General features: G+C 71.1%; 23 protein-coding genes. 12 read left to right on the forward strand and 11 right to left on the reverse strand.

The window, feature by feature from the left end; translation table 11 throughout:
- The first annotated feature begins 7 nt into the window (after window positions 1–7).
- Together BJ964_RS27420 and BJ964_RS27425 are read left to right on the forward strand one after the other, a co-directional pair.
- A complete protein-coding gene (locus BJ964_RS27420) occupies window positions 8–1,384 on the forward strand; it encodes a family 43 glycosylhydrolase (protein WP_188123363.1) in 1,377 nt (458 codons plus the stop codon).
- Window positions 1,385–1,388: 4 nt separating this feature from the next.
- Window positions 1,389–2,897: a sigma-70 family RNA polymerase sigma factor gene (locus BJ964_RS27425; RefSeq protein WP_203832827.1), complete on the forward strand. Its 1,509-nt coding sequence runs from the start codon at window positions 1,389–1,391 to the stop codon at window positions 2,895–2,897.
- On the opposite strand, the gene BJ964_RS27430 is transcribed toward BJ964_RS27425, so the two are convergent.
- Entirely contained in the window at window positions 2,894–4,027 is a 1,134-nt protein-coding gene (locus BJ964_RS27430; protein WP_188123364.1) for an EAL domain-containing protein, read from the reverse strand. The genes BJ964_RS27425 and BJ964_RS27430 overlap by 4 nt on opposite strands.
- A gap of 108 nt (window positions 4,028–4,135) precedes the next feature.
- On the opposite strand from BJ964_RS27430, the gene BJ964_RS27435 reads away from it, so the two are divergent.
- The 4 genes from BJ964_RS27435 (at window position 4,136) to BJ964_RS27450 (ending at window position 8,891) form a co-directional block, all read left to right on the forward strand.
- Window positions 4,136–4,807, forward strand: coding sequence for a hypothetical protein (locus BJ964_RS27435; RefSeq protein ID WP_188123365.1), 672 nt, complete (start codon window positions 4,136–4,138; stop codon window positions 4,805–4,807).
- On the forward strand, window positions 4,804–5,175 hold the full coding sequence (locus BJ964_RS27440) for a transcriptional regulator (RefSeq protein WP_188123366.1): 372 nt from the start codon (window positions 4,804–4,806) through the stop codon (window positions 5,173–5,175). The genes BJ964_RS27435 and BJ964_RS27440 overlap by 4 nt, the downstream gene beginning before the upstream one ends.
- 11 nt (window positions 5,176–5,186) lie before the next feature.
- On the forward strand, window positions 5,187–6,512 hold the full coding sequence (locus tag BJ964_RS27445; RefSeq protein WP_188123367.1) for an MFS transporter: 1,326 nt from the start codon (window positions 5,187–5,189) through the stop codon (window positions 6,510–6,512).
- Window positions 6,513–8,318: 1,806 nt separating this feature from the next.
- Window positions 8,319–8,891 (forward strand): GNAT family N-acetyltransferase, encoded by a 573-nt coding sequence (locus BJ964_RS27450; RefSeq protein WP_188123368.1) that lies wholly within the window; start codon window positions 8,319–8,321, stop codon window positions 8,889–8,891.
- Here the strand turns inward: BJ964_RS27450 and BJ964_RS27455 are convergent.
- The 6 genes from BJ964_RS27455 to BJ964_RS27480 form a co-directional block, all read right to left on the reverse strand.
- On the reverse strand, window positions 8,858–9,301 hold the full coding sequence (locus BJ964_RS27455) for a hypothetical protein (RefSeq protein WP_188123369.1): 444 nt from the start codon (window positions 9,299–9,301) through the stop codon (window positions 8,858–8,860). The genes BJ964_RS27450 and BJ964_RS27455 overlap by 34 nt on opposite strands.
- A gap of 184 nt (window positions 9,302–9,485) precedes the next feature.
- Window positions 9,486–10,277 carry an RNA polymerase sigma factor SigF gene (locus BJ964_RS27460; RefSeq protein WP_188123370.1) on the reverse strand — a complete coding sequence of 264 codons (792 nt, stop codon included), beginning with the start codon at window positions 10,275–10,277 and terminating at the stop codon, window positions 9,486–9,488.
- A 79-nt stretch (window positions 10,278–10,356) separates the two neighbouring features.
- Complete coding sequence (locus BJ964_RS27465; protein ID WP_188123371.1) at window positions 10,357–11,178, reverse strand: ABC transporter permease; 822 nt, start codon at window positions 11,176–11,178, stop codon at window positions 10,357–10,359.
- On the reverse strand, window positions 11,175–12,107 hold the full coding sequence (locus BJ964_RS27470) for an ATP-binding cassette domain-containing protein (protein ID WP_188123372.1): 933 nt from the start codon (window positions 12,105–12,107) through the stop codon (window positions 11,175–11,177). Before BJ964_RS27470 ends, BJ964_RS27465 begins: the two co-directional genes overlap by 4 nt.
- A gap of 20 nt (window positions 12,108–12,127) precedes the next feature.
- Window positions 12,128–12,973 carry a DUF4097 family beta strand repeat-containing protein gene (locus tag BJ964_RS27475; protein WP_188123373.1) on the reverse strand — a complete coding sequence of 282 codons (846 nt, stop codon included), beginning with the start codon at window positions 12,971–12,973 and terminating at the stop codon, window positions 12,128–12,130.
- A gap of 71 nt (window positions 12,974–13,044) precedes the next feature.
- The gene (locus BJ964_RS27480) at window positions 13,045–13,560 is read right to left on the reverse strand and encodes a ribbon-helix-helix protein, CopG family (protein WP_188123374.1); all 516 of its coding nucleotides are present in this window, start codon (window positions 13,558–13,560) and stop codon (window positions 13,045–13,047) included.
- Between the two features lie 177 nt (window positions 13,561–13,737).
- On the opposite strand from BJ964_RS27480, the gene BJ964_RS27485 reads away from it, so the two are divergent.
- Together BJ964_RS27485 and BJ964_RS27490 are read left to right on the forward strand one after the other, a co-directional pair.
- On the forward strand, window positions 13,738–14,781 hold the full coding sequence (locus BJ964_RS27485; protein WP_188127195.1) for an NAD(P)-dependent alcohol dehydrogenase: 1,044 nt from the start codon (window positions 13,738–13,740) through the stop codon (window positions 14,779–14,781).
- A 69-nt stretch (window positions 14,782–14,850) separates the two neighbouring features.
- On the forward strand, window positions 14,851–15,831 hold the full coding sequence (locus BJ964_RS27490) for a hypothetical protein (protein ID WP_188123375.1): 981 nt from the start codon (window positions 14,851–14,853) through the stop codon (window positions 15,829–15,831).
- Here the strand turns inward: BJ964_RS27490 and BJ964_RS27495 are convergent.
- From BJ964_RS27495 to BJ964_RS27505, 3 genes are all read right to left on the reverse strand, one after another.
- Window positions 15,821–16,342 (reverse strand): pyridoxamine 5'-phosphate oxidase family protein, encoded by a 522-nt coding sequence (locus BJ964_RS27495; RefSeq protein ID WP_188123376.1) that lies wholly within the window; start codon window positions 16,340–16,342, stop codon window positions 15,821–15,823. The two genes, BJ964_RS27490 and BJ964_RS27495, sit on opposite strands and share 11 nt — an antisense overlap.
- 21 nt (window positions 16,343–16,363) lie before the next feature.
- A complete protein-coding gene (locus BJ964_RS27500) occupies window positions 16,364–16,870 on the reverse strand; it encodes a hypothetical protein (protein ID WP_188123377.1) in 507 nt (168 codons plus the stop codon).
- Window positions 16,871–16,935: 65 nt separating this feature from the next.
- A complete protein-coding gene (locus BJ964_RS27505) occupies window positions 16,936–17,313 on the reverse strand; it encodes an HPF/RaiA family ribosome-associated protein (RefSeq protein ID WP_188123378.1) in 378 nt (125 codons plus the stop codon).
- A gap of 85 nt (window positions 17,314–17,398) precedes the next feature.
- On the opposite strand from BJ964_RS27505, the gene BJ964_RS27510 reads away from it, so the two are divergent.
- Window positions 17,399–17,857: a GNAT family N-acetyltransferase gene (locus BJ964_RS27510; protein ID WP_188123379.1), complete on the forward strand. Its 459-nt coding sequence runs from the start codon at window positions 17,399–17,401 to the stop codon at window positions 17,855–17,857.
- Here BJ964_RS27510 and BJ964_RS27515 read toward each other — a convergent pair.
- Window positions 17,820–18,860, reverse strand: a complete 1,041-nt coding sequence (locus BJ964_RS27515; protein WP_188123380.1) for a GTP-binding protein — start codon at window positions 18,858–18,860, stop codon at window positions 17,820–17,822. The two genes, BJ964_RS27510 and BJ964_RS27515, sit on opposite strands and share 38 nt — an antisense overlap.
- 180 nt (window positions 18,861–19,040) lie before the next feature.
- Between BJ964_RS27515 and BJ964_RS27520 the strand changes: the two genes are divergently transcribed.
- From BJ964_RS27520 to BJ964_RS27530, 3 genes are read left to right on the forward strand one after another with little or no spacing between them, the layout of a single operon-like run.
- The gene (locus tag BJ964_RS27520) at window positions 19,041–20,477 is read left to right on the forward strand and encodes a type III PLP-dependent enzyme domain-containing protein (protein ID WP_188123381.1); all 1,437 of its coding nucleotides are present in this window, start codon (window positions 19,041–19,043) and stop codon (window positions 20,475–20,477) included.
- On the forward strand, window positions 20,474–21,793 hold the full coding sequence (locus BJ964_RS27525) for a pyridoxal-phosphate dependent enzyme (protein WP_188123382.1): 1,320 nt from the start codon (window positions 20,474–20,476) through the stop codon (window positions 21,791–21,793). The genes BJ964_RS27520 and BJ964_RS27525 overlap by 4 nt, the downstream gene beginning before the upstream one ends.
- A 2-nt stretch (window positions 21,794–21,795) precedes the next feature.
- Window positions 21,796–22,980 (forward strand): aminotransferase class V-fold PLP-dependent enzyme, encoded by a 1,185-nt coding sequence (locus tag BJ964_RS27530; RefSeq protein WP_188123383.1) that lies wholly within the window; start codon window positions 21,796–21,798, stop codon window positions 22,978–22,980.
- Window positions 22,981–23,022: the final 42 nt, after the last annotated feature.

A 23,022-nucleotide genomic window follows, 5' to 3' on the forward strand; every position in this document is an offset into this window, starting at 1 on the left:
AGCAACCATGCGCAATCTCGCCCGCGCGGCGACCGTACTCCTGGGCTCGTCGATGGTCGTGGCCGTCGCCGCCGGCCCGGCGGCGGCCGCCGAGATCCCGACCGGCGCCCGGTCGCTGGAGTCGGTCAACCTGACCGGCCGGTACATCCGGCACAGCGACTATCTCGGCAGCGTCGCCGCGGTCACCTCGAGCAGCACGGCCCAGGCCAAGAGCGACGCCACCTTCACCGTGACGCCGGGTCTGGCCGGCGGCGCCGGCTGCGTCTCGTTCCAGGCGGCCAACGGCATGTGGCTGCGCCACCGCGACTTCCGGGTCCGCCTGGAGACCAACGCGGGCACGGCCACGTTCCTGGCCGACGCCACCTTCTGCGTACGGGACGGGTCGGTCAGCGGTTCGGTTCGGCTGGAGTCGTCGAACTACCCGGGACGGTTCCTGCGGCACCGTGACAACCAGTTGTGGATCGACCCCTCCACCACCAACCCCGGCACGTTCGCGGCCGACAGCTCGTTCCGCGTCACCACCCCGTGGGTGGCCGGCCGCCGCAGCCCGGTGATCAAGGGCCTGTACGGCGACCCGAACATCGCCTACCTGAACGGCCGCTACTACATCTACCCGACCACCGACGGGTACGCCGGCTGGAGCGGCACCCGGTTCAAGGCGTTCTCCTCCACCGACCTGGTGAACTGGACCGATCACGGCACCGTCCTGGATCTGGCCACCCAGGTCGACTGGTCGAGCGGGCGGGCGTGGGCGCCGACCGTGGCCTACCGCAACGGCCGCTACTACCTCTACTTCTGCGGCGACACCAACATCGGCGTGGCCACCTCGACCAGCCCGGCCGGGCCGTTCACCGACGCGCTGGGCAAGCCGCTGATCGCGGCCGGGTTCCGCAGCGGGCAGATGATCGACCCGGCGGTGTTCACCGACGATGACGGCCAGTCCTATCTGTACTGGGGAAACGGGTACGCGTACGCCGTACCCCTGAATGCCGACATGATCTCGTTCGACTCGGCCAGGGTGACCACCTTCGGGTTGCCGAACTTCCGTGAGGCGCCGTTCGTCGTCAAGCGCAACGGCGTCTACCACATGACCTACTCGGTGGACGACACGCGCTCGGAGAACTACCACGTCGAGTACGCCACCAGCACGTCACCGCTCGGTCCGTGGACGCATCGCGGCACGATCCTGTCGAAGGACCTGAATCTGGGCATCAAGGGGCCCGGGCATCATTCGATCGTGCAGGCGCCCGGCACCGACACCTGGTACATCGCCTACCACCGGTTCGCGATCCCGGCCGGGGACGGCACCAACCGCGAGGTCACGATCGACCCGTTGCGTTTCGGCGCCGACGGCATGATCATGCCGGTGGTGCCCACCCTGTGACGGGATGAAGATGATCGCTGATGAGACCTGCCGACGCCTCGTCAGCGCGGCCCGCGCGGGTGATCAGCGGGCACTGGAAGAGCTGATCAGGGCGTTTCTGCCACTCGTCTACAACGTCGTGGGCAGTGCGCTCTATCGGCACGCGGACACCGACGACGTCGTCCAGCAGGTGCTGCTGGACGTCGTCCGGGATCTGGGCTCCCTCCGGGATCCGGACAGGTTCCGGTCCTGGCTGCTGGTCATCACGATGCGCGAGATCAGCGCGCATCGTGGCCGCCGGGACCGGGAGGCGGTACGGGCCGTGCCGCTCGACGACGCGGCGGATCTTCCGGAGTCCGGCGGTTTCGAGGAACTGGCCGTCCTGCGGCTGGGCCTGCACGATCAGCGGCGGGAGGTCGCGCGGGCCGGCCGGTGGCTGGATCCCGATGACCGCGGCCTCTTCGCCCTGTGGTGGCAGGAACTGGCCGGGCGGATCACCCGGCAGGAGACCGCCGACGCACTCGGGGTCAACCTCACCCACGCCGGCGTCCGCGTCCACCGGATGCGGGAGCAACTGGAGAACGCGCGGGCTGTCGTGGCCGCGCTCTCCGCCGAGCGGGTCTGTGCCGGGCTGACCCGGGCGGCGGACGGCTGGGACGGGGAGCCGTCGTCGCTGTGGCGTAAACGGCTCGCGCGACACGTACGCGGATGTGGGGTCTGCACGCGGGCCGAGGGTGACCGGATCCCGGTTGACCGCCTGTTGGGAGACCTGGCTCTCGTCGCCGTGCCGGCCGCTCTGGCCGGTGCGGCGCTGAGCCGCCTCGCCAAAACAGCAGCCGCGGCCAAAACAGCAGCCGCGGCCAAAACCGCGGCGGTGGCCAAAACCGCAGCGGCGACCAAGACGACGACGGCGGCCAAGACATCGGTGGCGGCCAAGGCGGCGACGGTGCCGGTGACGGTCAAGACGGCGACGGTGTCAGTGGCGGCGGTGGCCACCCTGACCGCCGGCGTGGTGATCCTGCCCGGCATGGCGAGCACGCCTGCCGTGGTGAGCACGCCCGCCGCGGTGAGCACGCCGAGCACGGAGTCCACACCGAGCACACCGAGCAGAACCGCGGCCCCGGTGACACTGACCGGCACCCATTCCCTGGAACTGGTCGCCACCCCGGGCCGTTTCCTGGCGTCCGGCCCCGAACTGGCCACACTGGCGCAGACCAGGACCCGGCGGACCGCCTTCACCGTGGTCGGGGGAATGTCCAACCCCGACTGCGTCTCACTGCGTGCCGCCGATGGCCGCTACCTGCGCCACTACGCCTTCCGGATCAAGCTGGCGGCGCCGGACGGCAGCGCGATCTTCCGGGCCGACGCCACCTGGTGCCCGCTCACCGGCGACGACGGCCGGGTGACGCTGCGCTCGGACAACTATCCGGCCCGGGTGATCCACTACCGGCCCGACGGCGAGCTGGGCATCGACGAGACCGACGGCACCCCGGGGTTCACGGCGGCGAGTACCTGGATCGTCCGTAAGGGCTAGGCGGTGTGCGACAGCAGCACCCGGCTGACCGCGGCGGCCGTGGGCAGGTCGTCCACGGTCACCATGGCGCTGTCGCGGGCGCACATCGCGTACCCGAAGCCCGGCCCGACCACCGCCGCCACGAACTCGCCGCCGACCGGCTGATCGAGCAGCACCACCGCCCGTCCCGGCGCGGCGAGCCCCTGGAGGAGCCCGGCGAGCCCCGGGTGGGACACCACGACGACCGCGCAGTCGTGATCGATCGCGGTCTCCCGCAGCCGGATGAGCCCCGCCTCGACGTCCCCGGGAACCCGCTGCCGGGCCGGCCGGCTCCGCGTCGCGACCTCGAACGGCGTACCCATCGGCTGGTGGAATCCCGGCCGTGACCCGCGCAGCATCTCGGCCCCCGCCGGGTCGAAGTGCCGCACGTTCTCGATCGGCCCGGGCCGGCCGAACAGCCAGCCCTGCCCCCAGCGCGCCCCGAGCCGCAGGGCCGTGGCCAGGTGCTCCTCGGTCTCGATGCCCTCGGCGATCACCACGGCGCCGGTCCGCGCGGCCTCGGTCCGCACCACGGCGGCGACGGTCCGGGAGTGCTCGGTGTCCGGGTCGCGGATCACGCTCATGTCGATCTTGATCACCTCGGGTTCGAGGATCGGCAGGAACGCCAGTGACATCGGGTCCACCCCGACGTCGTCCAGGGCGATGCCGTTTCCGTCGACCTGGACCGTTCTGGCCAAGCGGAGCATGCTGCCGGGGACGGTCGGCAGGGCGCGCTCGGTGTATTCGAGGATCGTCCGGAACGGAGGCCGGGCCGCGAACAGGTCCATCAGCCAGGGTGACCGCGGCCGGTCCATGACGCCGGGCTCGCTGTTGGCGAACAGCAGCGGCGGGGCGACCGGCGCCACCAGCACGCTTTCCATGGCGCGTTCGAAGCAGAGCATGTCCAGCTCGCCGAGCCGTCCCGCTTCGCTGGCCGCGGCGAAGAGCCGGTCCGGGAATTCCAGGGTGGTTCCGGCAGGCCCGCGGGCGAGGGCTTCCAACCCCATGACGGTACGGGTGGACAGGTCGACGATCGGCTGGAACACCGACCGTACGCGCCGTTCCTCCAGCAGTGCACCGATGGTGAGGTCGATCGTCGGCACCGAGCGCATCAGCCTGTGACTCCTTCGCGTGGCGGACTCTGATGTCTTTCGGTCCCCGCACCCCCGGAGTTGAGGGTTGCACTTGTGCAAATTGGTTTGTGATGGAAACCTGTTGGCATGACAACTGATGCGGTGCCCGGCGACCCCCGCCGGCTGCTGTCCGAGGTGCACGACCTCGCCCACCGGGTCCGGCGCGATCAGCGGGTGACCTGGGTCGCACTGCTGGTGCTGGCCGTCGTGACGTTCGCGGCGATCCCGTTCGACTGGTTCGGCATGAAGGTGGACTGCGCGCCCACCGGCGAGTGCGAGTTCTCCCGCGACGGCGTGCTGTATTACTGGCCGCCCGCACTGCTGGTGGCGTATGCGGCGATCGCCTACGCCTACCGGCGGATCGCCCGGTCCCGCGGGGTGGACGCCCGTGTCCTGCCGTATGCGATCACCGGCGCCGGCCTGATCCTCGTCTTCCTCGCGGCCTGGGTGGCCGTCCGGATGTACCTCGCCGACAACCCGCCACCCACCGAGCCGCTGCCGTACGGGTGGATGGTCCTGGACCGGCTGGTCGCGCCGTGGGGCATCATCGGCGTCGCGCTGCTGGTGCTGGCCCGGCTGGAGCGCAACACCGGGCTGCTGCTGTTCACCCTCGGCTACCTGGCCGTGGTCCTGGTGCCGATCGACTTCGGCTGGCAGGCGCATCAAAGCGTACGGGCCGAGTTCCTGCCGCAGCAGGTCATCAGCGGTCTGGTGCTGCTGCTCGGCGCGGCCGGATTCGCGCTGGCCCGGCGGCGATGACCGCCGAGACCGAGCCGGCCCACCCGGTCACCGGCCTGGACGACGTGGTGCACCAGCGGGTCCGCCTCGGCATCCTGACCATCGCCCACGAGGCGCGGCGGGTCGAGTTCGGCTACCTGCGTGGCCAGTTGCAGTTGACCGCGGGAAACCTGTCCCAGCACCTCGGCGTCCTGGAGACGGCCGGCCTCATCGAGGTCGAGAAGGGCTACGAAGGCAAGCGCGGGCGGACCTGGATCACCCTCACCGCGGCCGGGCGGACGGCGCTCGCCGAGGAGATCGGGCGGCTGAAGCTGCTCATCGCCCGCGTCGAGACCACCGAGGGTAGGGAACCGGCCGAAATCGGTCATGCGGTCGGGAAGCGCGGGTAGCGTGAACCGGCGTGCACATTCAGGACGCGATCGACCGGGTCGGGTTCGGCAGATTCCAGCGGCGGCTCTTCCTGCTGTGCGGAATCACCTGGGCCGCCGACGCCGCCGAGATCCTGCTGCTGTCGTTCGCGCTGCCCGGCGTGACCGAGGAGTTCGGCCTCACCTCCGGGCAGGCCGGGCTCGTGGTGGCGTCCACCTTCGCCGGGATGCTGGCCGGCGCCTGGTTCTGGGGGATCATGGCGGACCGGGTCGGCCGGCGCCTCGGCTTCCAGCTCACCATCGCGATCTTCGCGGTGTTCGGGGTGGCGTCCGCGTTCGCGCCCGGCCCGGTCTGGCTCGCGGTCCTGCGGGCACTGACCGGATTCGGGCTCGGCGGGGCGATGCCGCTCGACTTCGCACTGTTCACCGAATACCTGCCGACCCGCGACCGCGGCCGCTGGCTGGTACTGCTGGAAAGCTGGTGGGCGGTCGGCACGGTGGCCGCGGCCGCGCTCGCCCTGATCATCATGCCGACGGTGGGCTGGCGCTGGCTTCTGGCCACCTCGGCGGCCGCCGCGCTGCTGGTGCTGTGGGCCCGGCTGCGGGTACCCGAGTCGGCCCGCTACCTGCTCGCCCGCGGCGACGTGGCCGGAGCGTCCACGCTGGTGGCCGAAGTGGCGCGGATCAACGGGGTCACGCCACCGGCCAGGCCACTGACACTGCCCGCCGGCCAGGGCACGGCCGGCCCGGGCGACCTGCTGCGCGGCGCGCTCGGCCGGACCACCCTGCTGCTGTGGGCGGTGTGGCTGCTGATCGGTTTCGGCTACTACGGCATCTTCGCCTGGCTGCCAAAGATCTTCGCCGACGAGTTCGGGTTCCTGCGCAGCTACCAGTACGTGTTCTTCCTGGCGCTCGCCCAGCTGCCCGGCTACCTGTCGGCGGCCTGGCTGGTCGAACGGGTCGGCCGGAAACCGGTGCTCACCGGCTATCTGGCCGCGGCCGCCGTCGCCACGTTCGGCTGGGCGGTGGCCGGCACGTCGGCCATGGTGCTGATCTCCGCAGGCCTGATGAACTTCTTCACCCTCGGCGCATGGGCCGCGCTCTACGCGTACACCCCGGAGCGTTATCCGACCCAGCTTCGCGCCTCCGGGCTCGGCGCGGCGAGCGGCTTCGCCCGCATCGGCGCGGTCACCGCCCCGCTGGCCGGCGGCGCCCTGCTGGCCCTCTCCCTGACGGTCGCGCTGACCGTCTTCGCGGCGGCGTTCCTGCTGGCCGCGCTCGCGGTCGCCGGCTACGCGGCGGAAACCCGCGGCACCCGGCTCGACGACACCGTGGCGGAGCGCGTCCCGCTCCGCTAGATGTCTCTGCCTTTCCGGTACGCGTGTCCTCGTCCCGTTTTCTCAGGGCCGTCCCGTCCGGTCAGCGCGCGCTTGCTGCCCGCTCCGGCCTGTGCCGCGCCCGCCGGGCGTAGATCGGTGACCGTCACCACCCATCTGCTTTGGTCGCGCTGGGCGGGTGGTCGCGGTCTTGCTTCCCAGGCATCGGGGTTGCCTGGTCCCGGCCGTCACTCCGCTCCGTCTGGGTGGGTGGTCGCGGTTTTGCTTCCCAGGCATCGGGGTTGCCTGCTTTCGGCCGTTACGCCGGTCGCCCGGTGTGGGTGGTCGCGCTTTCGCGAGGGTGGGCGCGCGCGGTGGCGGTGTCGTGGTCGCCTACGTGGCCTATCGCGGCGGTGGCCGCACACGTGGCGGCGTTCGTGTGCGCTCACCGCCGATAGCCCGGCTGGCCGGCACTCCGCATGAGCGAGGGACCCCGTTCACCAGCCTTTGTGGAGGATAGAGGTAGTAAGAGAGCCTGTTTCTCGGTTGTGGGTGGCCGCGATGTCGAGTGGCGCATTCGGATGGCTGCGGCGTCATCCCGACTCACCGGCGATCTTGGGCGATGGCGGCTGTCGGGCCGATCTTGATTCCTGGCTGTTGTCCAGCGGCCAACCATCGCCCATGATCCATTTCCGCTGGAAGACCTTGGGCAATCGGATACATCCGGGATGTCTCCTTCTTGGGCGTTCGCGGTTCTACGTCAAGCGCCCGGTCGGGCGAATCGCCGAATGGGGGGCGCCGTCCGCCGCGCTAGGCGGAAATGGGGCTTTCGCCGGAAACCGGCGCCCGTTTCGCCCGCTTTGCCCGCCACTGTTGTGCGATCTTGAACGATTTGCCACCGCCTAGGGTGGTAAATCGTTCAAGATCGCTCCGGGTGGCGCGTCCTGCTGTCGAGGGATTGCGGATTCGGCCGTGGCGACCAAGAAGAAGACTCCCGGATGGCCACAATGGCGCAAGATCGCACGTTCGGTGACGATCACCCAAGATCTACATCGATGCCTGCGGATGACTCGCGCGGCCGACGGTGACCGGCCGAATCTCGCGGCGAAGGCAGGAAACACGCAAAGAGGCGACTTGGCATCCACCCGGCGACAACCGAGAAAGAGACTCCAGAACAGCACGGATGCACCACGCACCCTCACGCACCCAAGATCGCGGTCACGGTGAGTGACTTCCGGCGGGTTCCGTGGCGCGACCGGCATCAAGCGCCACCACCCGCCTGGCGCGAGCGGCGTGACGGCCGAGAGTAGCGCCCCGGTTGCCTGGGGAGCGCGACCGCAACGGCTCGCTTGGCGTGAGTGGCGTGACGGCCGGGAGTGGCGCCCCGGTTGCCTGGGGAGCGCGACCGCAACGGCTCGCTTGGCGTGAGTGGCGTGACGGCCGGGAGTGGCGCCCCGGTTGCCTGGGGAGCGTGACCGTAACGGCTCGCTTGGCGTGAGTGGCGTGACGGCCGGGAGTGGCGCCCCGGTTGCCTGGGGAGCGTGACCGTAACGGCTCGCTTGGCGTGAGTGGCGTGACGGCTGGGAGTGGTACGCCGGTTGCCTGGGGGGCGCGACCGCGACCACCCGCCCGGAGTGAGCGGCAGCAACATGCAGGGGTGTCCAACCGATCTCAGCCCGGCGGGGGCGGCACAGGCCGGAGTGGGTTGCGAGATCGCGCCGAGCGGACGGGACGGCCCTGAGAAGGCGGGGCGAGGACACGCGTACCACAAAAGGAGCGACACGAAAGGCTTCGGTACGTCCTCCGAAGACTTGTGTGATCCGCCGGCGTGGTCATAGCCTGCCGGCTGTGTCCGGATTCACGGTGCGAGCTCTCGACCCGGCGACCTGGCCGGATTTTGCTGCCCTTGTCGAGGATCAGAACGGCGTCTGGGGCGGCTGCTGGTGCATGGGCTTCCACTCCGAGGGCGTCGGCCGGGATCGGACTCCGCAGCAGAACCGCGAGGACAAGCAGCGGCGGGTCGCGGCCGGAGACGCGCATGCGGCGCTCGTGTACGACGGCGACCTCTGCGTCGGCTGGTGCCAGTTCGGGCCCACCGGCGAGCTGCCACGGATCAAACACCGCCGGGCGTACGAGGTGGGTCTGAGCGTGTTGCCGGACTGGCGGATCACCTGCTTCTACGTGCACAAGAAGTACCGTCGCCGCGGGGTGGCCGAGGCCGCGCTGGCGGGTGCGCTGGATGAGATCGCCCGGCTCGGTGGCGGCACTGTGGAGAGCTATCCGGAGGACACCGACGGCCGTACCCCGTCGTCGTCGTTTCTCTACAACGCCACGGTGGCCCTGTTCGAGGGGCAGGGCTTCACCCGAACCCGGCAGATCGGCAAGCATCACTGGGTGGTGACCCGGGTCGTCCGGAAATAGTCGCCCGCCGGCCCGGTGAACATCAGCGGGGTCGCGGCCAGCACACACAGCAGATGCAGCACCCGGGAGGCCGCCACGAGCAGGGCGGTGAGGTCGGCCCGCCCGATGGCCGCGCCCAGGTCGTTGCCGTCGAGCAGCCAGCCGATCGGTTCGGCGATCAGCGACAGCGTGCCGAGCACCCCGAGCCCGACGGCGAGGGTGAGCCGGGCCCAGTTGCGGCCGTCCCGCATCCGGACCATCACGAGGGCGAGTACGGCGTAGAGGCCGGTCCGTACGGCGATGCCACCCGGGCCGGCCTCCTCCCAGCGCAGCAGCGTCTCGGCGAGGCCGGCCCCGAGAGCCCCCAGCCACAGCCAGAAGGCGAGATCGACGGCGGCGGGCCGGACAGCGGTAGCACTTCGAATGGTCATACGCCGAGTCTCGGCCGCCGGGATCCCGCATTCACTGGCGTGAACTCCCCGTTTTGTACGGGGGACAGCCCCACCACCGATCTGAGCCCGGCGGGGCGGCACGGGCGGGAGTGGGCAGCGAGATCGCGTGGGCCGGCGGAACGGTCCGGAAAGGGCGGGGCGGGGTTTGCGCGTACCGGAAAAGTCAGGCGATGGCCTCGAGTTGACCGCGCAGCTTGACCAGCGCCCTGGCCAGGAGCCGGGAGACGTGCATCTGGGAGATGCCGATCCGGTCGGCGATCTGCTGTTGGGTGAGATTGCCGTAGAAGCGCAGCGTGACGATCTTCCGCTCCCGCTCGTCCAGGCTGGACAGTGCCGGGCCGAGGGCGACGCGCAGCTCGGCGGCCTCGTAGCCGGCGTCCTCGCCGCCCAGGGTGTCGCCGAGTTCGGTGCCGGTCTCGGCGACCGGGGTGGACAGACTGGTCGAGTTGTAGGCGCGGGCGCCCTCCAGGCCTTCGACCACCTCGTCCTCGCTGATGTCCAGGTAGGCGGCGATGTCGGCGACCGTGGGAGAGCGGCCCAGGGTGTTGCTCAGTGTGCTGTTGGCGGCCGTGATGGCCAGGCGCAGCTCCTGGAGGCGGCGGGGCACCCGCACCGACCAGGTGCGGTCCCGGAAGTGGCGCTTCAGCTCGCCCACGATGGTGGGGATCGCGTAGCCGCTGAAGTCGACGCCCCGGTCGGCCTCGAAGCGGTCCACCGCCTTGATCAGACCGACCATGGCGACCTGGTGGAGGTCGTCGCGGGGTTCGCCGCGGTTCGCGTAACGGTTGGCCAGGTGCCGGGCCAGCGGCAGCCAGGCCTCGATGGCGCGGTCCCGCAGGGCGGGCCGGGACGGGTGGCCGGCGGGCAGGGCCGCCATCGCGCTGATCAGCTCACTGGCACGGTCGGTGCTGGTGGCGGCCTCGTCGTGGACGGCGGTGTCGGCGAGGACGGTCATCCGGATCGCTCCCTCGGTCTGTCAGGAATCTGCGGCGGGCGCCCGGGTACTTCCCGGGCGCCCGCGCCGATAAACCGGTTCAGAGTTTGGATTCGCGATTGAACAGACGCTTGGACCAGAGGTAGCCGCCCAGGGCGATGGCCGCGCACCAGCCGAGCGCGATCCACAGGTCGTTGCCGGGCGGGTTGCCGCCGAGCAGGGCGCGCATGGTCTCGATGATGGGGGTGAAGGGCTGGTACTCGGCGAACCAGCGGATGCCGGTGGGAAGTGACTCGGTGGGTACGAAGCCGCTGCTCAGGAACGGCAGCAGGATCAGCGGCATGGGTGCGTTGCTGGCCGTCTCGACCGTGCCGCTGGCCTGGCCGAGGGCGACGGCCAGCCAGATGAAGGCGAACGCCACGACCGCGACGAAACCGGCGGTGGCCAGCCATCCGAGCAGGTCGGCCGCGGGGTCGAAGCCGACCAGCAGGGCCACGCCGGTCACCACGGAGACCGCCAGCATCGCCTGGATGAGGCTGCCGATGACGTGCCCGGTCAGCACCGAGACACGGGCGATGTGCATGGTCCGGAACCGGGTGATGATGCCCTCGGTCATGTCCATGGCGATCGCGATGGCGGTGCCCTGCACGGTGGACATCACGGTCATCAGCAGGATGCCGGGGGTCAGGTAGTTGGCGTAGGCGGCGCGCCCGTCGGCCGGGGACCCGCCGAGACCGGCGCCCATCGTGCCGCCGAAGACGTAGACGAACAGCAGCAGGAAGATGACCGGCATGCCGATGAGCAGGACGGTCATCGACGGGTATCGCAGCATGCGCTTGAGGTTGCGGCGCAGCATCGTGGTCGAGTCGCGCAGCGGGTGGAAACGCAGCGCCGGGGCGGCGGTGAGGGTCGGGGTGCTCATGCGATGGCCACCTTGTCGTCGGTGAGGGCGAGGAAGACGTCGTCGAGGTCGGGGGTGTGCACGGACAGCTCGTCGACCTCGAGGGACTGCGCCTCCAGCTGGTCGATCAGGGCTTTCAGCGAGCGGACGCTGCCGTCGCTGGGCACCCGCAGGGCGAGCGCGTCGCCGTCCGGGGCGGTCTGGCCCAGCACCCGGACGGCCTTGTCGTGGCCCCGCTGCTCGGCGAACCGGAGGCGGATGTGCCCGCCGGGGATGCGCCGTTTCAGCTCGTCGGCGGTGCCCTCGGCGACCAGCTTGCCGCCGGCCAGGACGGCGATCCGGTCGGCGAGCTCGTCGGCCTCCTCCAGGTACTGGGTGGTGAGGAAGATGGTGACGCCGCCGGCGACCAGGTCCCGGACGATCTGCCACATGTCCCGGCGGCTGCGCGGGTCGAGGCCGGTGGTCGGCTCGTCCAGGAAGATCACCTGCGGGCTGCCGACCAGGGTCATCGCCAGGTCGAGCCGCCGCCGCATGCCGCCGGAGTAGGTGGACACCGCCTTGCCGCCGGCGTCGGTGAGGCCGAACTGCTCCAGCAGGCCGGCGGCCTTCCGCCGGCCGTCGCGCCGGCCGAGGTGGTGCAGGTCGGCCATCAGCCGGAGGTTCTCCTCGCCGGTGAGCAGGTTGTCGACCGCGGAGAACTGGCCGGTGACGCCGATCGCGGCGCGGACCGCGTCGGCGTCGCGGGTGACGTCGTGCCCGGCGACCCGGACGTCACCGGCGTCCGGGCGCAGCAGCGTGGAGAGGATCTTGACGGTGGTGGTCTTGCCGGCGCCGTTCGCGCCGAGCAGGGAGTACACCGTCCCGCGGGCCACGGTCAGGTCGAGGTTGTCGAGCACCACCTGGTCGCCGAACGACTTGCGGAGCCCGGTCACGGTGATCGCGGAGGTCATGGTGGTCCTTTCGGGGAGTGTCACGCGCGGTGGATGGTGATGTCGCCGTACGAGGTGCGGCCGCGGATCTCGACGGTCTCGTCGCCGCTGCCCGGGCCGGTGGTGTTCGCGAGCTGGTTGGACACCCGCCCGAAGGCGGTGTCGACGGACACCCAGGCGGCGGTGCCCTCGGCGATGCCGATGTCGAGGTCCCCGAGGGAGGTGCCGATCGTGATCGAGCCGCGGACCACCTCGCCGAGCCGGATCTCGCCGTTGGACGTCTTCGCGTCGACTCCGGCGCCGGCCCGCCCGACGGTGATGGCGCCGTTGGCCGACCGGACCCGTACGTCACCGCCGGCCGCGTCGATCGTGGTGTCGCCGTTGCTGTTCTTGACCGCCGCGTCGCCGTCGACCTCGCCGACCCGGACCCGCCCGCTGCCGCTGGAGATGTCGGCGTGACCGGTGACGCGGCCGACCGTGACGTGCCCGGCGGCCGTGGTGACGCGCAGGCCGGCGGCGTGTTCCACGGAAACGTGCCCGGCGGAGGTCTTGAACCGGCTGTCCCCGAGCCGGCCGGCCGACCGGTAGTTGCCGATCTGCACCTCGGCGGAGACGGTCGAACCGCTGGGCAGTTCGACGGTCACGTCGACCGCCTTGGACCGGCGGGAGAACTCGAGCGGGCGGTACTTCGGGCCGGTGATCCGCAGGGTGCCGTCGGTGTGGTCGATCCGGACCTGCTCGGCGGCCTTCGTGTCGGACTCGTCGGAGGCGTTGCGGGGGCGGACCTCGACCAGGGTGTCGGTCCGGTCGGTGGCGGTGATCTGGACGTCGGCGCCGCCGAGGTCGAGGTCGAGGGTGATCGGGCCGGGGGTGCCGAATTTTGGCATGGTGGTCTCCACATCATCGGTACGTGGACCGTCGCCGCAGGTGGGGACGGGTGTGAGGGTGGTGCGGTGGGTCAGCGGACCCAGCCGCTGAAGGTCTTCCTGCCGGGCGGGCCGGGGATCGACGGCTCGGCGGGCCGGGCGGGCTCGGACTGCTGGAGGGCGGTGGCCGCGGCCCGGACCAGCCAGGCGTTGGCCGAGCGGCCCTCGCGGGCGGCGGCCTCCTCGATCGCGGCCTTGAGCTGCTCGGGCATCCGCACGTTGAGGCGGGTGGCCGGGCCGTCCTCGGCGAACTGCGGGTCGGCCTTGGTGTCGGCGGTGGCACCGGCCGGTGCCACCGGCTCCGCGGGGGGCAGCGCCACCACGAAGTCCGGGTCGCGGCCGCGCAGGCGCAGCTCCACCGAGCCGGGCGCCAGGTCGCGGGTGATCTCGTCGGCGGCGGCGGTCAGTGTCTCCAGCAGCGTCATCCGGATCGCCGACTCCAGCGGGCCGGTCAGGCGCTCGACCAGCGCACGCGCCTCCTCGCCGCCGGCCTCGGCGAGCGCGGCGAACTCGCGCCCGAGGTTGTTCACATACGTGGTCAAGTCCATGGCATTACTGTGGCACTGCGATGGCACATGCGCAAGACCTTATGGCACAACATCGGTGCCAAATTGGCACCGCGGGTGGAGGATGCCCTGTCAGTACACCCCTCCGGAGTGGTCGCCCCCGCGGTTTCCCAGGCAAGATCTTCGGTACGGAGAGACATCACCACCTCGGAGGACACCATCTTCACCGTCAATGCCATCGCGGCTCCGTCGGCCACCGAACCGCTCGTGCGCACCACCGTCGAGCGGCGCGACCCCGGACCCCGCGATGTCCTCATCGAGATCAGCTACGCCGGCATCTGCCACTCCGACATCCACACCGTCCGCGGTGAGTGGGGCGAGGTGCCGTACCCGCTCACGGTCGGCCACGAGATCGTCGGCCACGTGACGAAGGTCGGCGCCGAGGTCACCAGGCACCGGGTCGGCGACCGGGTCGGGGTCGGCTGCATGGTCAACTCCTGCCGGGAGTGCGCCAACTGCCGGGCCGGCCAGGAGCAGTACTGCCTGAACGGCAACGTCGGGACGTACGCGTCGACCGACCGGGACGGCACCGTCACCCAGGGCGGCTACTCCACCCACATCGTCGTCGACGAGGACTTCGTCCTGCGCGTGCCGGAGGCCATCCCGCACGAGGCCGCCGCCCCGCTGCTCTGCGCCGGCATCACCACCTACTCGCCGCTGGCCCACTGGAAGGCCGGGCCCGGCAAGAAGGTGGCCGTGGTCGGCATGGGCGGCCTCGGGCACATGGCTGTCAAGATCGCCGTCGCCATGGGCGCCGAGGTCACCGTGCTGTCGCAGACCCTCGGCAAGAAGGACGACGGGCTGCGGTTCGGGGCCGAGCACTACCACGCGACGAGCGACCCGGCCACGTTCGAGGCGCTCGCGAACACCTTCGACCTGATCGTCAACACGGTCAGCGCGCCCATCGACGTCAACGCCTACCTGCGGCTGCTGCGCCTGGACGGCACCATGGTCAACGTCGGCGCGCCGCCCGAGGCGCTGCCGGTGAAGGTGTTCACGCTGTTCAGCAACCGGCGCTCGTTCGCCGGATCGAGCATCGGCGGCATCGCCGAGACCCAGGAGATGCTCGACTTCTGCGCCGGGCACGGCATCGCCCCGGAGATCGAGCTGATCGACGCCGACCGGGTCAACGAGGCGTACGAGCGGGTGCTGACGTCCGACGTGCGCTACCGGTTCGTGATCGACGTCGACTCGCTGCGCTAGCGGAACCGGCGGGCATCCGGGCACGTCACACCGGCGGAACACAGAAACCGCCGATGCTGGAGGACCCGGATGCCCGTTCGAGCGACAGTCGCGACGATCGCGATGCTCACCCTTCTCGTGGGCGGCTGCGCCCGGCCCGGCGAAACCGTGGGCGACAACGACCTCGTGTTGGCGGACCGGATCGGCACCCTCACCGTCAACGACCGGTGGGAGTCCTGCGACAAGCACCGGCCGGAGGACGCGACCGGCGTCGACGGGGCGCAGGAGGCCCTCACCATGCCGCTGCTGGACGACTCGTTCCAGCCGGTCAGCGCCGTCATCTGCGGCTCAGGCGTCAAGGAGCGGCCGTCCGGAGGCAGCGACTACGTCGAGTTCGAGTCGACGGCCGGCGACCTCGGCGCGCTGCTGCCGGCCCTGCGGCTGCCCGACGTCGACACCCAGGCCGAGGCGTGCACCGCCGACCTGCCGGCCGTGCCCTGGCTCGTGCTGCTCGACGCGCAGGGCCGGTGGGTGCGGCCGGGCGTCCCGATCGACGACTGCGGCAAACCCCGCCGGGAGTTCCGCGACGTCTTCGAGAAGCTGAAGACCACCGAGGTCTCCAGCAGGGTGGTCAGCGAGATCGAGTCCGACGCCGCGGCGAAGGCCGGCTGCTCCCAGACGTACGGGGACATGACCTGGGCGTACGGGACGTTCGACAACGTCCGTGAGGTGGACGTCGAGTCGCTGCCGGCCGCCACCGAGGTCCGGCGCTGCGTCTACTTCGTGCCGGAGAAGGAGCGGGGCGGCGACAAACCGGCCGGCGACTTCCGCTCCGGCGGCCTGATGGACGACAGCGCGTGGGCCGCCATCCGCAAGGAACTGGTCGCGTCCGCGCCGGCGCCCGCCTGCACCACCCCGGCCAGCGGCTTCGCCCTCCTCCAGCTGACCCGGGGCGGTTCCGTCTCGGTGGAGAAGGACGGCTGCAAACGGGCGCTCGTCGAGCCGATCGACGGCGGCGCCACCCTGCGCGTGGCCGGCCCGGCGCTGCTGGAGCTGGTCTTCACGAAGTAGCGGTGAGCTTCATGATGTCGGGGGCGTAGACGGTCATCCAGTGCGGGTGGAGGCGGTAGTAGACCACCTCCAGCTCCCAGTCGAACGCGTCCGCGCCGTAGAAGTCCTGGAAGTAGGCGAGCAGCTCCGGCCAGTCGTCGGCCGGGGCGCCGCCCAGCGGGTTCAGGGTCTCGACCGTGCCGTGGGTGAAGACGCCCAGATCCTCGCCGCGCAGGTGGGCGACGCTGGCGGCCGGGCGGGCGGCGAGATGACGGGCCTTCGCTGCGGTCCGGGCGGTGCCGAAGATCCACCGGCCGTGCAGGAAGTGGCCGTCTGCCCCGCTGATCCGCGGCTCGCCCTTGGCCGTCACGGTGGACAGGGCGAGCGTGCACATGCCGGTCAGGACGCCGGTGAGCTGCTCCGCCGTCACCGTACGATCCGTGAAGATCGACTGGAGGTGGTCGGTGGAGCGGGACAGCGAGGCGTCGAGAAGGGCCTGGAGCTCGATCAGTTCTACCGGCGTTTCACGCATACCGTCACGGTAGCGGGACGGTCACCAGCCGAACCGCGGTGCGGGAACCAGCACCCCGTCGGGGCGGCGGTCGGTGCGCAGCGTCAACTCGCCGTCGATCCAGTGCGGGGTCGGGCGGCGGGTGGTGTCGAGCAGGTCGTCCGGCTGGGCGGGCAGATCGCCGGCGGTCACCCGTACGATATCGGTCCTCTCTTGCAGATCACCCACCGTGAGCAGGCCCGGAGCGAGCGCGCACCCGCGGAAATGGACCGCCCGGCCGGACCGGCCGGAGGCGTGCGCGGCACACGCGCGACCCGCCGCCTCGGCGAAGGCCGCACCCACCGTGATGAGCGGCAGGCCCGTCCCGGCGGGCAGCGCGACGCTGATCGTGAAGTGCGGGAACGGCAGATCCTCGCGGTGCACGCAGGCCTGCGCGGAATCCGGCAGGCCCAGCGAGCGGATCCAGAGCCCGGCTGCCTGCTCGGTGAGATGGCCCAGGCTGAGCCCGTAGTGACGCAACGGAGTACGCAGCGCCGTGGTGGCGAACATGGTGCCAACGGTGGCCGCCGCCGGTGGACTCCGGGTGAGCGGCGGTCATCCGCCAGGTGAACGTGTCACTCCTCGGCCACGACGGGCTGGGGCACCTCCCGCAGATTCCGGTTGTGGCGCGGCTCGTTCCTGGTCTTGACGCCGTCGATACGCCGCCGGAGATCGTCGCGGACGTCCATGACGGCCGCGTGCAGGTCTTCCTCGGAAGACGTGGTGACGACCTTCTCGCCCCCGCTGAGCCAGCACTCCAGGGTGACCTTCTGGCCGCGGGCGCCCCGGTCCTTCACCATGATCTCCAGCTCGGTGGCGTCGGCGTGGAACCCGGCGAGCCGGGCGTCCAGGGTGCTGAACTGCTCGACCAGCCAGTTCCGGTCACCCTGGGAGAAGCCCGTGCCCACACGCAGGCACTCCGCGACGGTGGCCGGGTCGGTGACGGCACTCATCTGTTCAACTCCTCTGTCGGGGCGAATACGGTCGGACACCTCATACCCACTTGATCTCAGCGAACACCGCCCTATGGTCTTGGTCATGCACATCCGGCCGATCCATCAGGGCGACGTGGCCCGCCTCGCCGTGCTCCTCGAGCAGCTCGGGTTCCCGTCGACCGAGCGTGACGTCCGCCATCGCCTCGACTACTGGCTCGGCGACCGGGCCGGCGCGCTGCTCGGCGCCGACGACGACGGCGTCCTGGTCGGCGTGGCGGCGCTGCACGTCACCCCGCTGCTCGAGGTCACCGGCAAGTTCGGGCGGCTCGCGGCGCTGGTCGTCGACGAGGCCAGCCGTGGCCGCGGGGTAGGGCGGCTGCTGATCCGGGCGGCCGAGGAGCGGGCGCGGGCGGCCGGCTGCCTGTTCCTGGAGGTGACCAGCAGCAGTCACCGGCATCCGGCGCACCTGTTCTACGAGAGCCTCGGCTTCACCGACAGCCGGGAGGACTGGCGCCGCTTCGTGCTCAAACTGGATGAGGCGGCGGATCCACGCGCACGGTGAGCCCGCCGGTGGTGTGCGGGAACGGGTCGGGCAGCCGGCGCCACCCGGCCTCGCCGCGGGAGAGTTCGGAGTCGGTGAGCAGGCAGGCGGTCAGGGTGCGGTGCAGGCGGACCGGGTCCAGGTCGAAGCCGATGAACGCCAGGTGGTGGTGGCGGTCGCCGTAGTAGGGGTCCCAGTCCAGGTCGGCGGCGATCCGGCGTTCGGCGTGGACGGTCTGCCACGCCTCGTCGCCGAGGCCGGCCAGCCAGACGCTCGCCGGGGCCAGGTGCGGGGTGGCCGCCGACTCCCAGGACATCACCAACTCGGGGCGGCTGGCCAGCCAGAGGTGGCCGCGGGAGCGCAGCACCTGGTCGATCACGTCGTCGAGGGCCGCGTGCAGGCGTTCCGGGTGGAACGGGCGGCGGGCCTTGAAGACGGACGAGACGACGCCGTTGACGGGTAGCGGCTCGTGCAGGCCGACCGTGCGGCCGCGCAGGCCCCGGGTGACCGGGGTGAGCGGGACCGGACGGTGGGCCACGGCGGGTGGGTGGGTGTCGGCGGTGGTGAGCACGGCCGCCCACGGGGCGAGCCGGTGCAGCAGGACGCGCAGCCGGTCGGCCTCCCACGGGTCGTCGCCGGGCAGGTCGGCCAGGACGATCGTGTCGGCCTGCTCGATCTGGTGGGCCACGATGTCGCCGATGCCGCGGCCGTCGCCGGCCTCGGGCAGGACGGTCTCGTTGGTCAGCGCGTCGAGCAGCAGGTCGGCGGCGACCGCGGTGACGGTCCGGCCGAGCGACACGCCCGGTGGTGGGTCGGCGGTGGCCCAGTCGAGGCGCAGGCGGTCCGGCTCCCACGTCTCCGGGAACACCACGAGCAGGTCGCCGTTGTGCCGGCCGGCGATCGTCAGCAGGTCGTCGAGGGTGGACCAGGTGATCAGTCGCGACGGCCGGTCGGCCAGCAGACGGTGCGCCACCGTGCCGGTGACGTGCGGCCAGAATCCGAACAACGGGGTGACGGTCGCCATCTTTCCTGCTCATCGCTGATGTAGGAGTGCGGCCGAGCATAGCGGTCGGCGCGTGTCCTCCGGAAGATGCTTACTGAAAACGATTTTCGTTATACTATGAGTTCGTCAGGTTACGTCAAGCCCGGCTCATCGATTACGTTGGAATGGACCGGCGCCAAGCGCGGTCGGGCGGGAGTGTAGATGGCGCCATATCTCCAACCGCGCGTCGACGGCGATCTGCGGTCCATCCTCGACAGTCACGACACCCTCCACCGGATGCTCGACACCCTCGGCTCACCGCTGAACCTGGTGCTGCCGGACCGGCTCGCCGCCAACGTGCGAGACTTCGAAATCACCCTCCGGGCGTACGACCTGGGCGGCACCGTCTACTTCGCGCACAAGGCGAACCGGTCCAGCGCCCTGGTCCGGGCCCTGGCCACCACCGGCGCCGGGATCGACGTGGCCTCGCTGGGGGAGTTGCAGCACGCGCTCGGCGCCGGCATCGGCCCCGACCGGATCATGGCGACCGGGCCCAAGAGCCGGGAGTTCCTGTGGCTGGCCGCGCGCACCGGGGTGACCGTCGGCGCCGACTCGGTGCCGGAGCTGGCCGAGCTGGCCGGAATCGTGGCGGCGCACGGCCTGCCCCGGGTACGGGTGATGGCCCGGCTGTCCGGGTTCGCCTCCACCGGGACCACCGTGCTGAGCCGGGCCAGCCGCTTCGGCGTACCGGTCTCCGATCTTGATCCGCTCTGGACGGTGTTGGACAAACACCGTGATCAGCTCGACTTCCACGGCGCCGCCTACCACCTGGACACCAACGGGCTCCCGGAGAAGGCCGCAGCCCTGGAAGGCTGCCTGGAGGCGATGGCCGAGGCGCAGCGGCGCGGCCTGAGCCCGCGGGCGGTCGACGTCGGCGGCGGGTTCGGCGTCAACTACCTGGCCGACAGCCGGGAATGGGAGACGTGGACCACCCAGTTGACCGGCGCGGTCCTCGGGCAGCGGCCGCCGATCACCTGGGACGGGCACGGCTACGGGCTGCGCAACGAGGGCGGGCGGCTGCGCGGGGCCCTGGCGGTGTACCCCGCGTACCGGGCGGTGGCCGGACCGGCCTATCTGGACCGGCTTCTCGCCACCGCGTCGGCGGCGCACCGCCGGCCGCTCGGCTCGCTGGTCCTGGACAACCTGTACGACCTGCACCTCGAACCAGGCCGGGCACTGCTCGACCAGTGCGGCGCGGTTCTCACCCGTGTGGAGGAGGTGCGCGACGGCCTGGTCCGGGTGGCCGCGAACAGCAACGACGTCGGTCTGGAGGCGCACGGCGTACTGATGGATCCGATCCTCGTGCCCCGCGGAGAGCCGCGGCCGGACGACGGCCCGGTGGAGGTCTTCCTGGCCGGCAACCTGTGCCTGGAAGCCGACCTGATCACCCGGCGGCGGGTGCTCCTGCCGCGCCCGCCGCGCGCCGGTGACCTGCTGGTGTTCGCGAACACGGCCGGCTACCTGATGGATTTCAGCGCCGGGAGTGCGCTGATGCAGCCCACCGCCCGGACCGTGGCCGCCTGGCGGCACGGCGGCGACTGGCGGTGGTGCCTGGACGAGCGGTACTGGCCCGTGACGGGCCGGGAGGAGACCGGGTGAGGTACGACAGCGTCACCGAGATCATCGGCGACACCCCGCTGGTGCGCATCGCCGAGGCCGTGCACGGCCTGCGCAACATCGACCTGTACGCCAAGATGGAGCTGTTCAACCCGTTCGGATCGGTGAAGGACCGGGCCGCGTGGAACATGGTCCGCCACCGCCTCGCCGACGCGGCCGACCGTGGCGACACCGTGGTCGAGCTGTCCAGCGGCAACACCGCCAAAGCCCTCGCGGTGATCGCCGGCATGCACGGGCTGACCTTCCGCAGCGTCACCAACCGGATGCGGATCCCCGAGGTCAAGGACCTGTTGCTGCTGCTCGGCGCGCAGATCGACGAGCTGCCCGGCCGGTCCGAGTGCCTGGACCCGGCGGACACCGACGATCCGCTGACCCGGATGTACCACACCGTGTCGGCGGCCGGTGGCGGCTACCTGCACACCGACCAGTACTTCAACTCACGCAACGTGCAGGCGCACCTGCACGGCACCGGACCGGAGATCATCGCCGATCTGGACGGTCGGGCGCCGGACTACTTCATCGCCTGTGTCGGCACGGCCGGATCGTCCACCGGCGTGGCCCGGGTGCTGCGCCGCCACGATCCGAACGTGACAGTGGTCGGGCTGGTCGCCGGGAAGTCCGACTTCATCCCGGGGATCCGCAACATCGACGAGGTGCACGAGGTCGGCCTGTTCGACCCGGAGGTGTACGACACGATCGAGGCGGTCAGCTCGGACGAGGCGATCGACGGGCTGCTCACCCTCGTCCGCCGGTGCGGCACCCTGGCCGGGCCCACCGGGGGCGGCGCCTACCAGGGGGCGGTCCGCTACCTGCGCGGGGTCGACGAAGGGCTGACCGAACGGCGTACCGCGGTGTTCATCGTCTGCGACCGGGTCGAGAGCTACATGAGCTACCTGCGGGAACGGCGTCCCGAGCTGTTCCGGCAGCCGGCCCGCGCCCACTCGGTGCGCACCCTCACCGGTGACGAACTGGCCGCCGCCCGGACCGTCGACGTGGCCGGGGCGGTCGAGTGGATCGAGGAGGAGCAGCCGCTGATCGTGGACCTGCGCAGCCCGTTCGCGTACCGGGCCCTGCACCTGGACGGGTCGGTCAACATCGTCGACGACCTGTTCGAGGAGATGCTGCGCGGTGGGCTGCCGTTCAGCCGCCGCCGCCCGGTGCTGCTGGTCTGCCCGGTGGGGGAGAAGTCGGCCCGGTACGCCGCCCTGCTCACCCGGATGGGCCACCCCGACGCCCGCTCCCTGTCCGGCGGGGTGATCGCCTGGCGTGACGCCGGCGCGGAACTGGTGCGGGACTGACCATGTTCCCCGACGAACTACGGTGCTGGCAGGAGGGCCTGCGGGAGCAGTTCCCCATCCTCGTCGCCGACCCCGGGCAGGTCTATCTGGACAGCGCGGCCACCGCCCAGAAACCGCAGGCCGTCCTGGACGCCGTCACCGGCTATCTGACCAGCGAGAACGCCAACGCCGGACGGGGCACCTACCGGTGGGCCAACCGCACCACGGCCCTGATCGACCAGGCCCGTGAACGGGTGTCGGCGTTCCTCGGCGACCCGTCGCCGTCGCGGTCCGGGGTGCACTTCGTGAGCGGCACCACCGACGGTCTGCGGACGGTCGCCCGCGACTGGCTGGTGGGGGAGCTGCGCGACGGCGACGAGATCATCGTGCCGTTCGCCGACCACACCGCCAACACGATGCCCTGGCAGGAGGCGGTGGAACTGCTGGCCCGGCAGGGGATCCGGGTCACCGTGCGGGAGATGCCCTACGACGCGGCACACGACTACGACACGCGAGCGCTGGCGGGGATGGTCCATTCGCGAACCCGGTTCATCGCCACCACCCACGTGCACCACGTCTACGGCGGCGACATGAACCTGGCCCGCCTCCGGGCCGCCGTCGGCCCGTCCCCGGTCATCTGCGTGGACGCCGCGCAGAGCGCCGGGCACCTGCCGGTCGACGTGGCCGCCATGGACGCCGACTTCGTGGTCTTCTCCGGCCACAAGGCAATGGCGCTGCCCGGCACCGGTGTGCTCTGGGCGGCCAACCGGCGCGGCGCCCGCTTCACCCCCGGCGGCTGGAGCGGCACCCCCAACACCAGCGGCATCGTCTCCCTGGTCGCCGCCCTCGACTGGCTGGACGCGGCCGGCCTCGACCGGATCGCCCGCTGGACCGTCGCGCTGGGCGCCCGGCTCACCGACGGTCTGCGCAAACTGCCCGCCTACGAGGTGCTGGGCTGTCAGCGGAGCCTGGCCGCCGACTCGCCGGTGCAGCAGCGGCACGGCATCGTGACCCTCCGCCATCACGCCATCGGCTCCAACGACCTGGGATTCATCCTGGCCGCCGAGGGGTTCATGGTCCGCTCCGACGGTCACTGTCAGGCCCACAAAGGCGAGAAGACCTCATCGGTACGGGTGAGCCTGCACGTCTACAACACGGCCGACGAGGTGGACCGCCTCCTCGACGTCCTCGCCGGCCTCGACAACTGACCTCGACGAGGTGGACCAGCCGCGGCGTTCCTGGGATGAGGT

Source organism: Actinoplanes lobatus, from assembly GCF_014205215.1.
GTDB lineage: Bacteria > Actinomycetota > Actinomycetes > Mycobacteriales > Micromonosporaceae > Actinoplanes > Actinoplanes lobatus.

Excerpts from the sequence above, each read along its gene's own strand:
- BJ964_RS27420 (WP_188123363.1), top strand. The coding sequence starts at position 8 with ATGCGCAATCTCGCCCGCGCGGCGACCGTACTCCTGGGCTCGTCGATG.
- BJ964_RS27425 (WP_203832827.1), top strand. The coding sequence starts at position 1,389 with ATGAAGATGATCGCTGATGAGACCTGCCGACGCCTCGTCAGCGCGGCC.
- BJ964_RS27430 (WP_188123364.1), bottom strand. The coding sequence starts at position 4,027 with ATGCGCTCGGTGCCGACGATCGACCTCACCATCGGTGCACTGCTGGAG.
- BJ964_RS27435 (WP_188123365.1), top strand. The coding sequence starts at position 4,136 with ATGACAACTGATGCGGTGCCCGGCGACCCCCGCCGGCTGCTGTCCGAG.
- BJ964_RS27440 (WP_188123366.1), top strand. The coding sequence starts at position 4,804 with ATGACCGCCGAGACCGAGCCGGCCCACCCGGTCACCGGCCTGGACGAC.
- BJ964_RS27455 (WP_188123369.1), bottom strand. The coding sequence starts at position 9,301 with ATGACCATTCGAAGTGCTACCGCTGTCCGGCCCGCCGCCGTCGATCTC.
- BJ964_RS27460 (WP_188123370.1), bottom strand. The coding sequence starts at position 10,277 with ATGACCGTCCTCGCCGACACCGCCGTCCACGACGAGGCCGCCACCAGC.
- BJ964_RS27465 (WP_188123371.1), bottom strand. The coding sequence starts at position 11,178 with ATGAGCACCCCGACCCTCACCGCCGCCCCGGCGCTGCGTTTCCACCCG.
- BJ964_RS27470 (WP_188123372.1), bottom strand. The coding sequence starts at position 12,107 with ATGACCTCCGCGATCACCGTGACCGGGCTCCGCAAGTCGTTCGGCGAC.
- BJ964_RS27475 (WP_188123373.1), bottom strand. The coding sequence starts at position 12,973 with ATGCCAAAATTCGGCACCCCCGGCCCGATCACCCTCGACCTCGACCTC.
- BJ964_RS27480 (WP_188123374.1), bottom strand. The coding sequence starts at position 13,560 with ATGGACTTGACCACGTATGTGAACAACCTCGGGCGCGAGTTCGCCGCG.
- BJ964_RS27490 (WP_188123375.1), top strand. The coding sequence starts at position 14,851 with ATGCCCGTTCGAGCGACAGTCGCGACGATCGCGATGCTCACCCTTCTC.
- BJ964_RS27495 (WP_188123376.1), bottom strand. The coding sequence starts at position 16,342 with ATGCGTGAAACGCCGGTAGAACTGATCGAGCTCCAGGCCCTTCTCGAC.
- BJ964_RS27500 (WP_188123377.1), bottom strand. The coding sequence starts at position 16,870 with ATGTTCGCCACCACGGCGCTGCGTACTCCGTTGCGTCACTACGGGCTC.
- BJ964_RS27505 (WP_188123378.1), bottom strand. The coding sequence starts at position 17,313 with ATGAGTGCCGTCACCGACCCGGCCACCGTCGCGGAGTGCCTGCGTGTG.
- BJ964_RS27510 (WP_188123379.1), top strand. The coding sequence starts at position 17,399 with ATGCACATCCGGCCGATCCATCAGGGCGACGTGGCCCGCCTCGCCGTG.
- BJ964_RS27515 (WP_188123380.1), bottom strand. The coding sequence starts at position 18,860 with ATGGCGACCGTCACCCCGTTGTTCGGATTCTGGCCGCACGTCACCGGC.
- BJ964_RS27520 (WP_188123381.1), top strand. The coding sequence starts at position 19,041 with ATGGCGCCATATCTCCAACCGCGCGTCGACGGCGATCTGCGGTCCATC.
- BJ964_RS27530 (WP_188123383.1), top strand. The coding sequence starts at position 21,796 with ATGTTCCCCGACGAACTACGGTGCTGGCAGGAGGGCCTGCGGGAGCAG.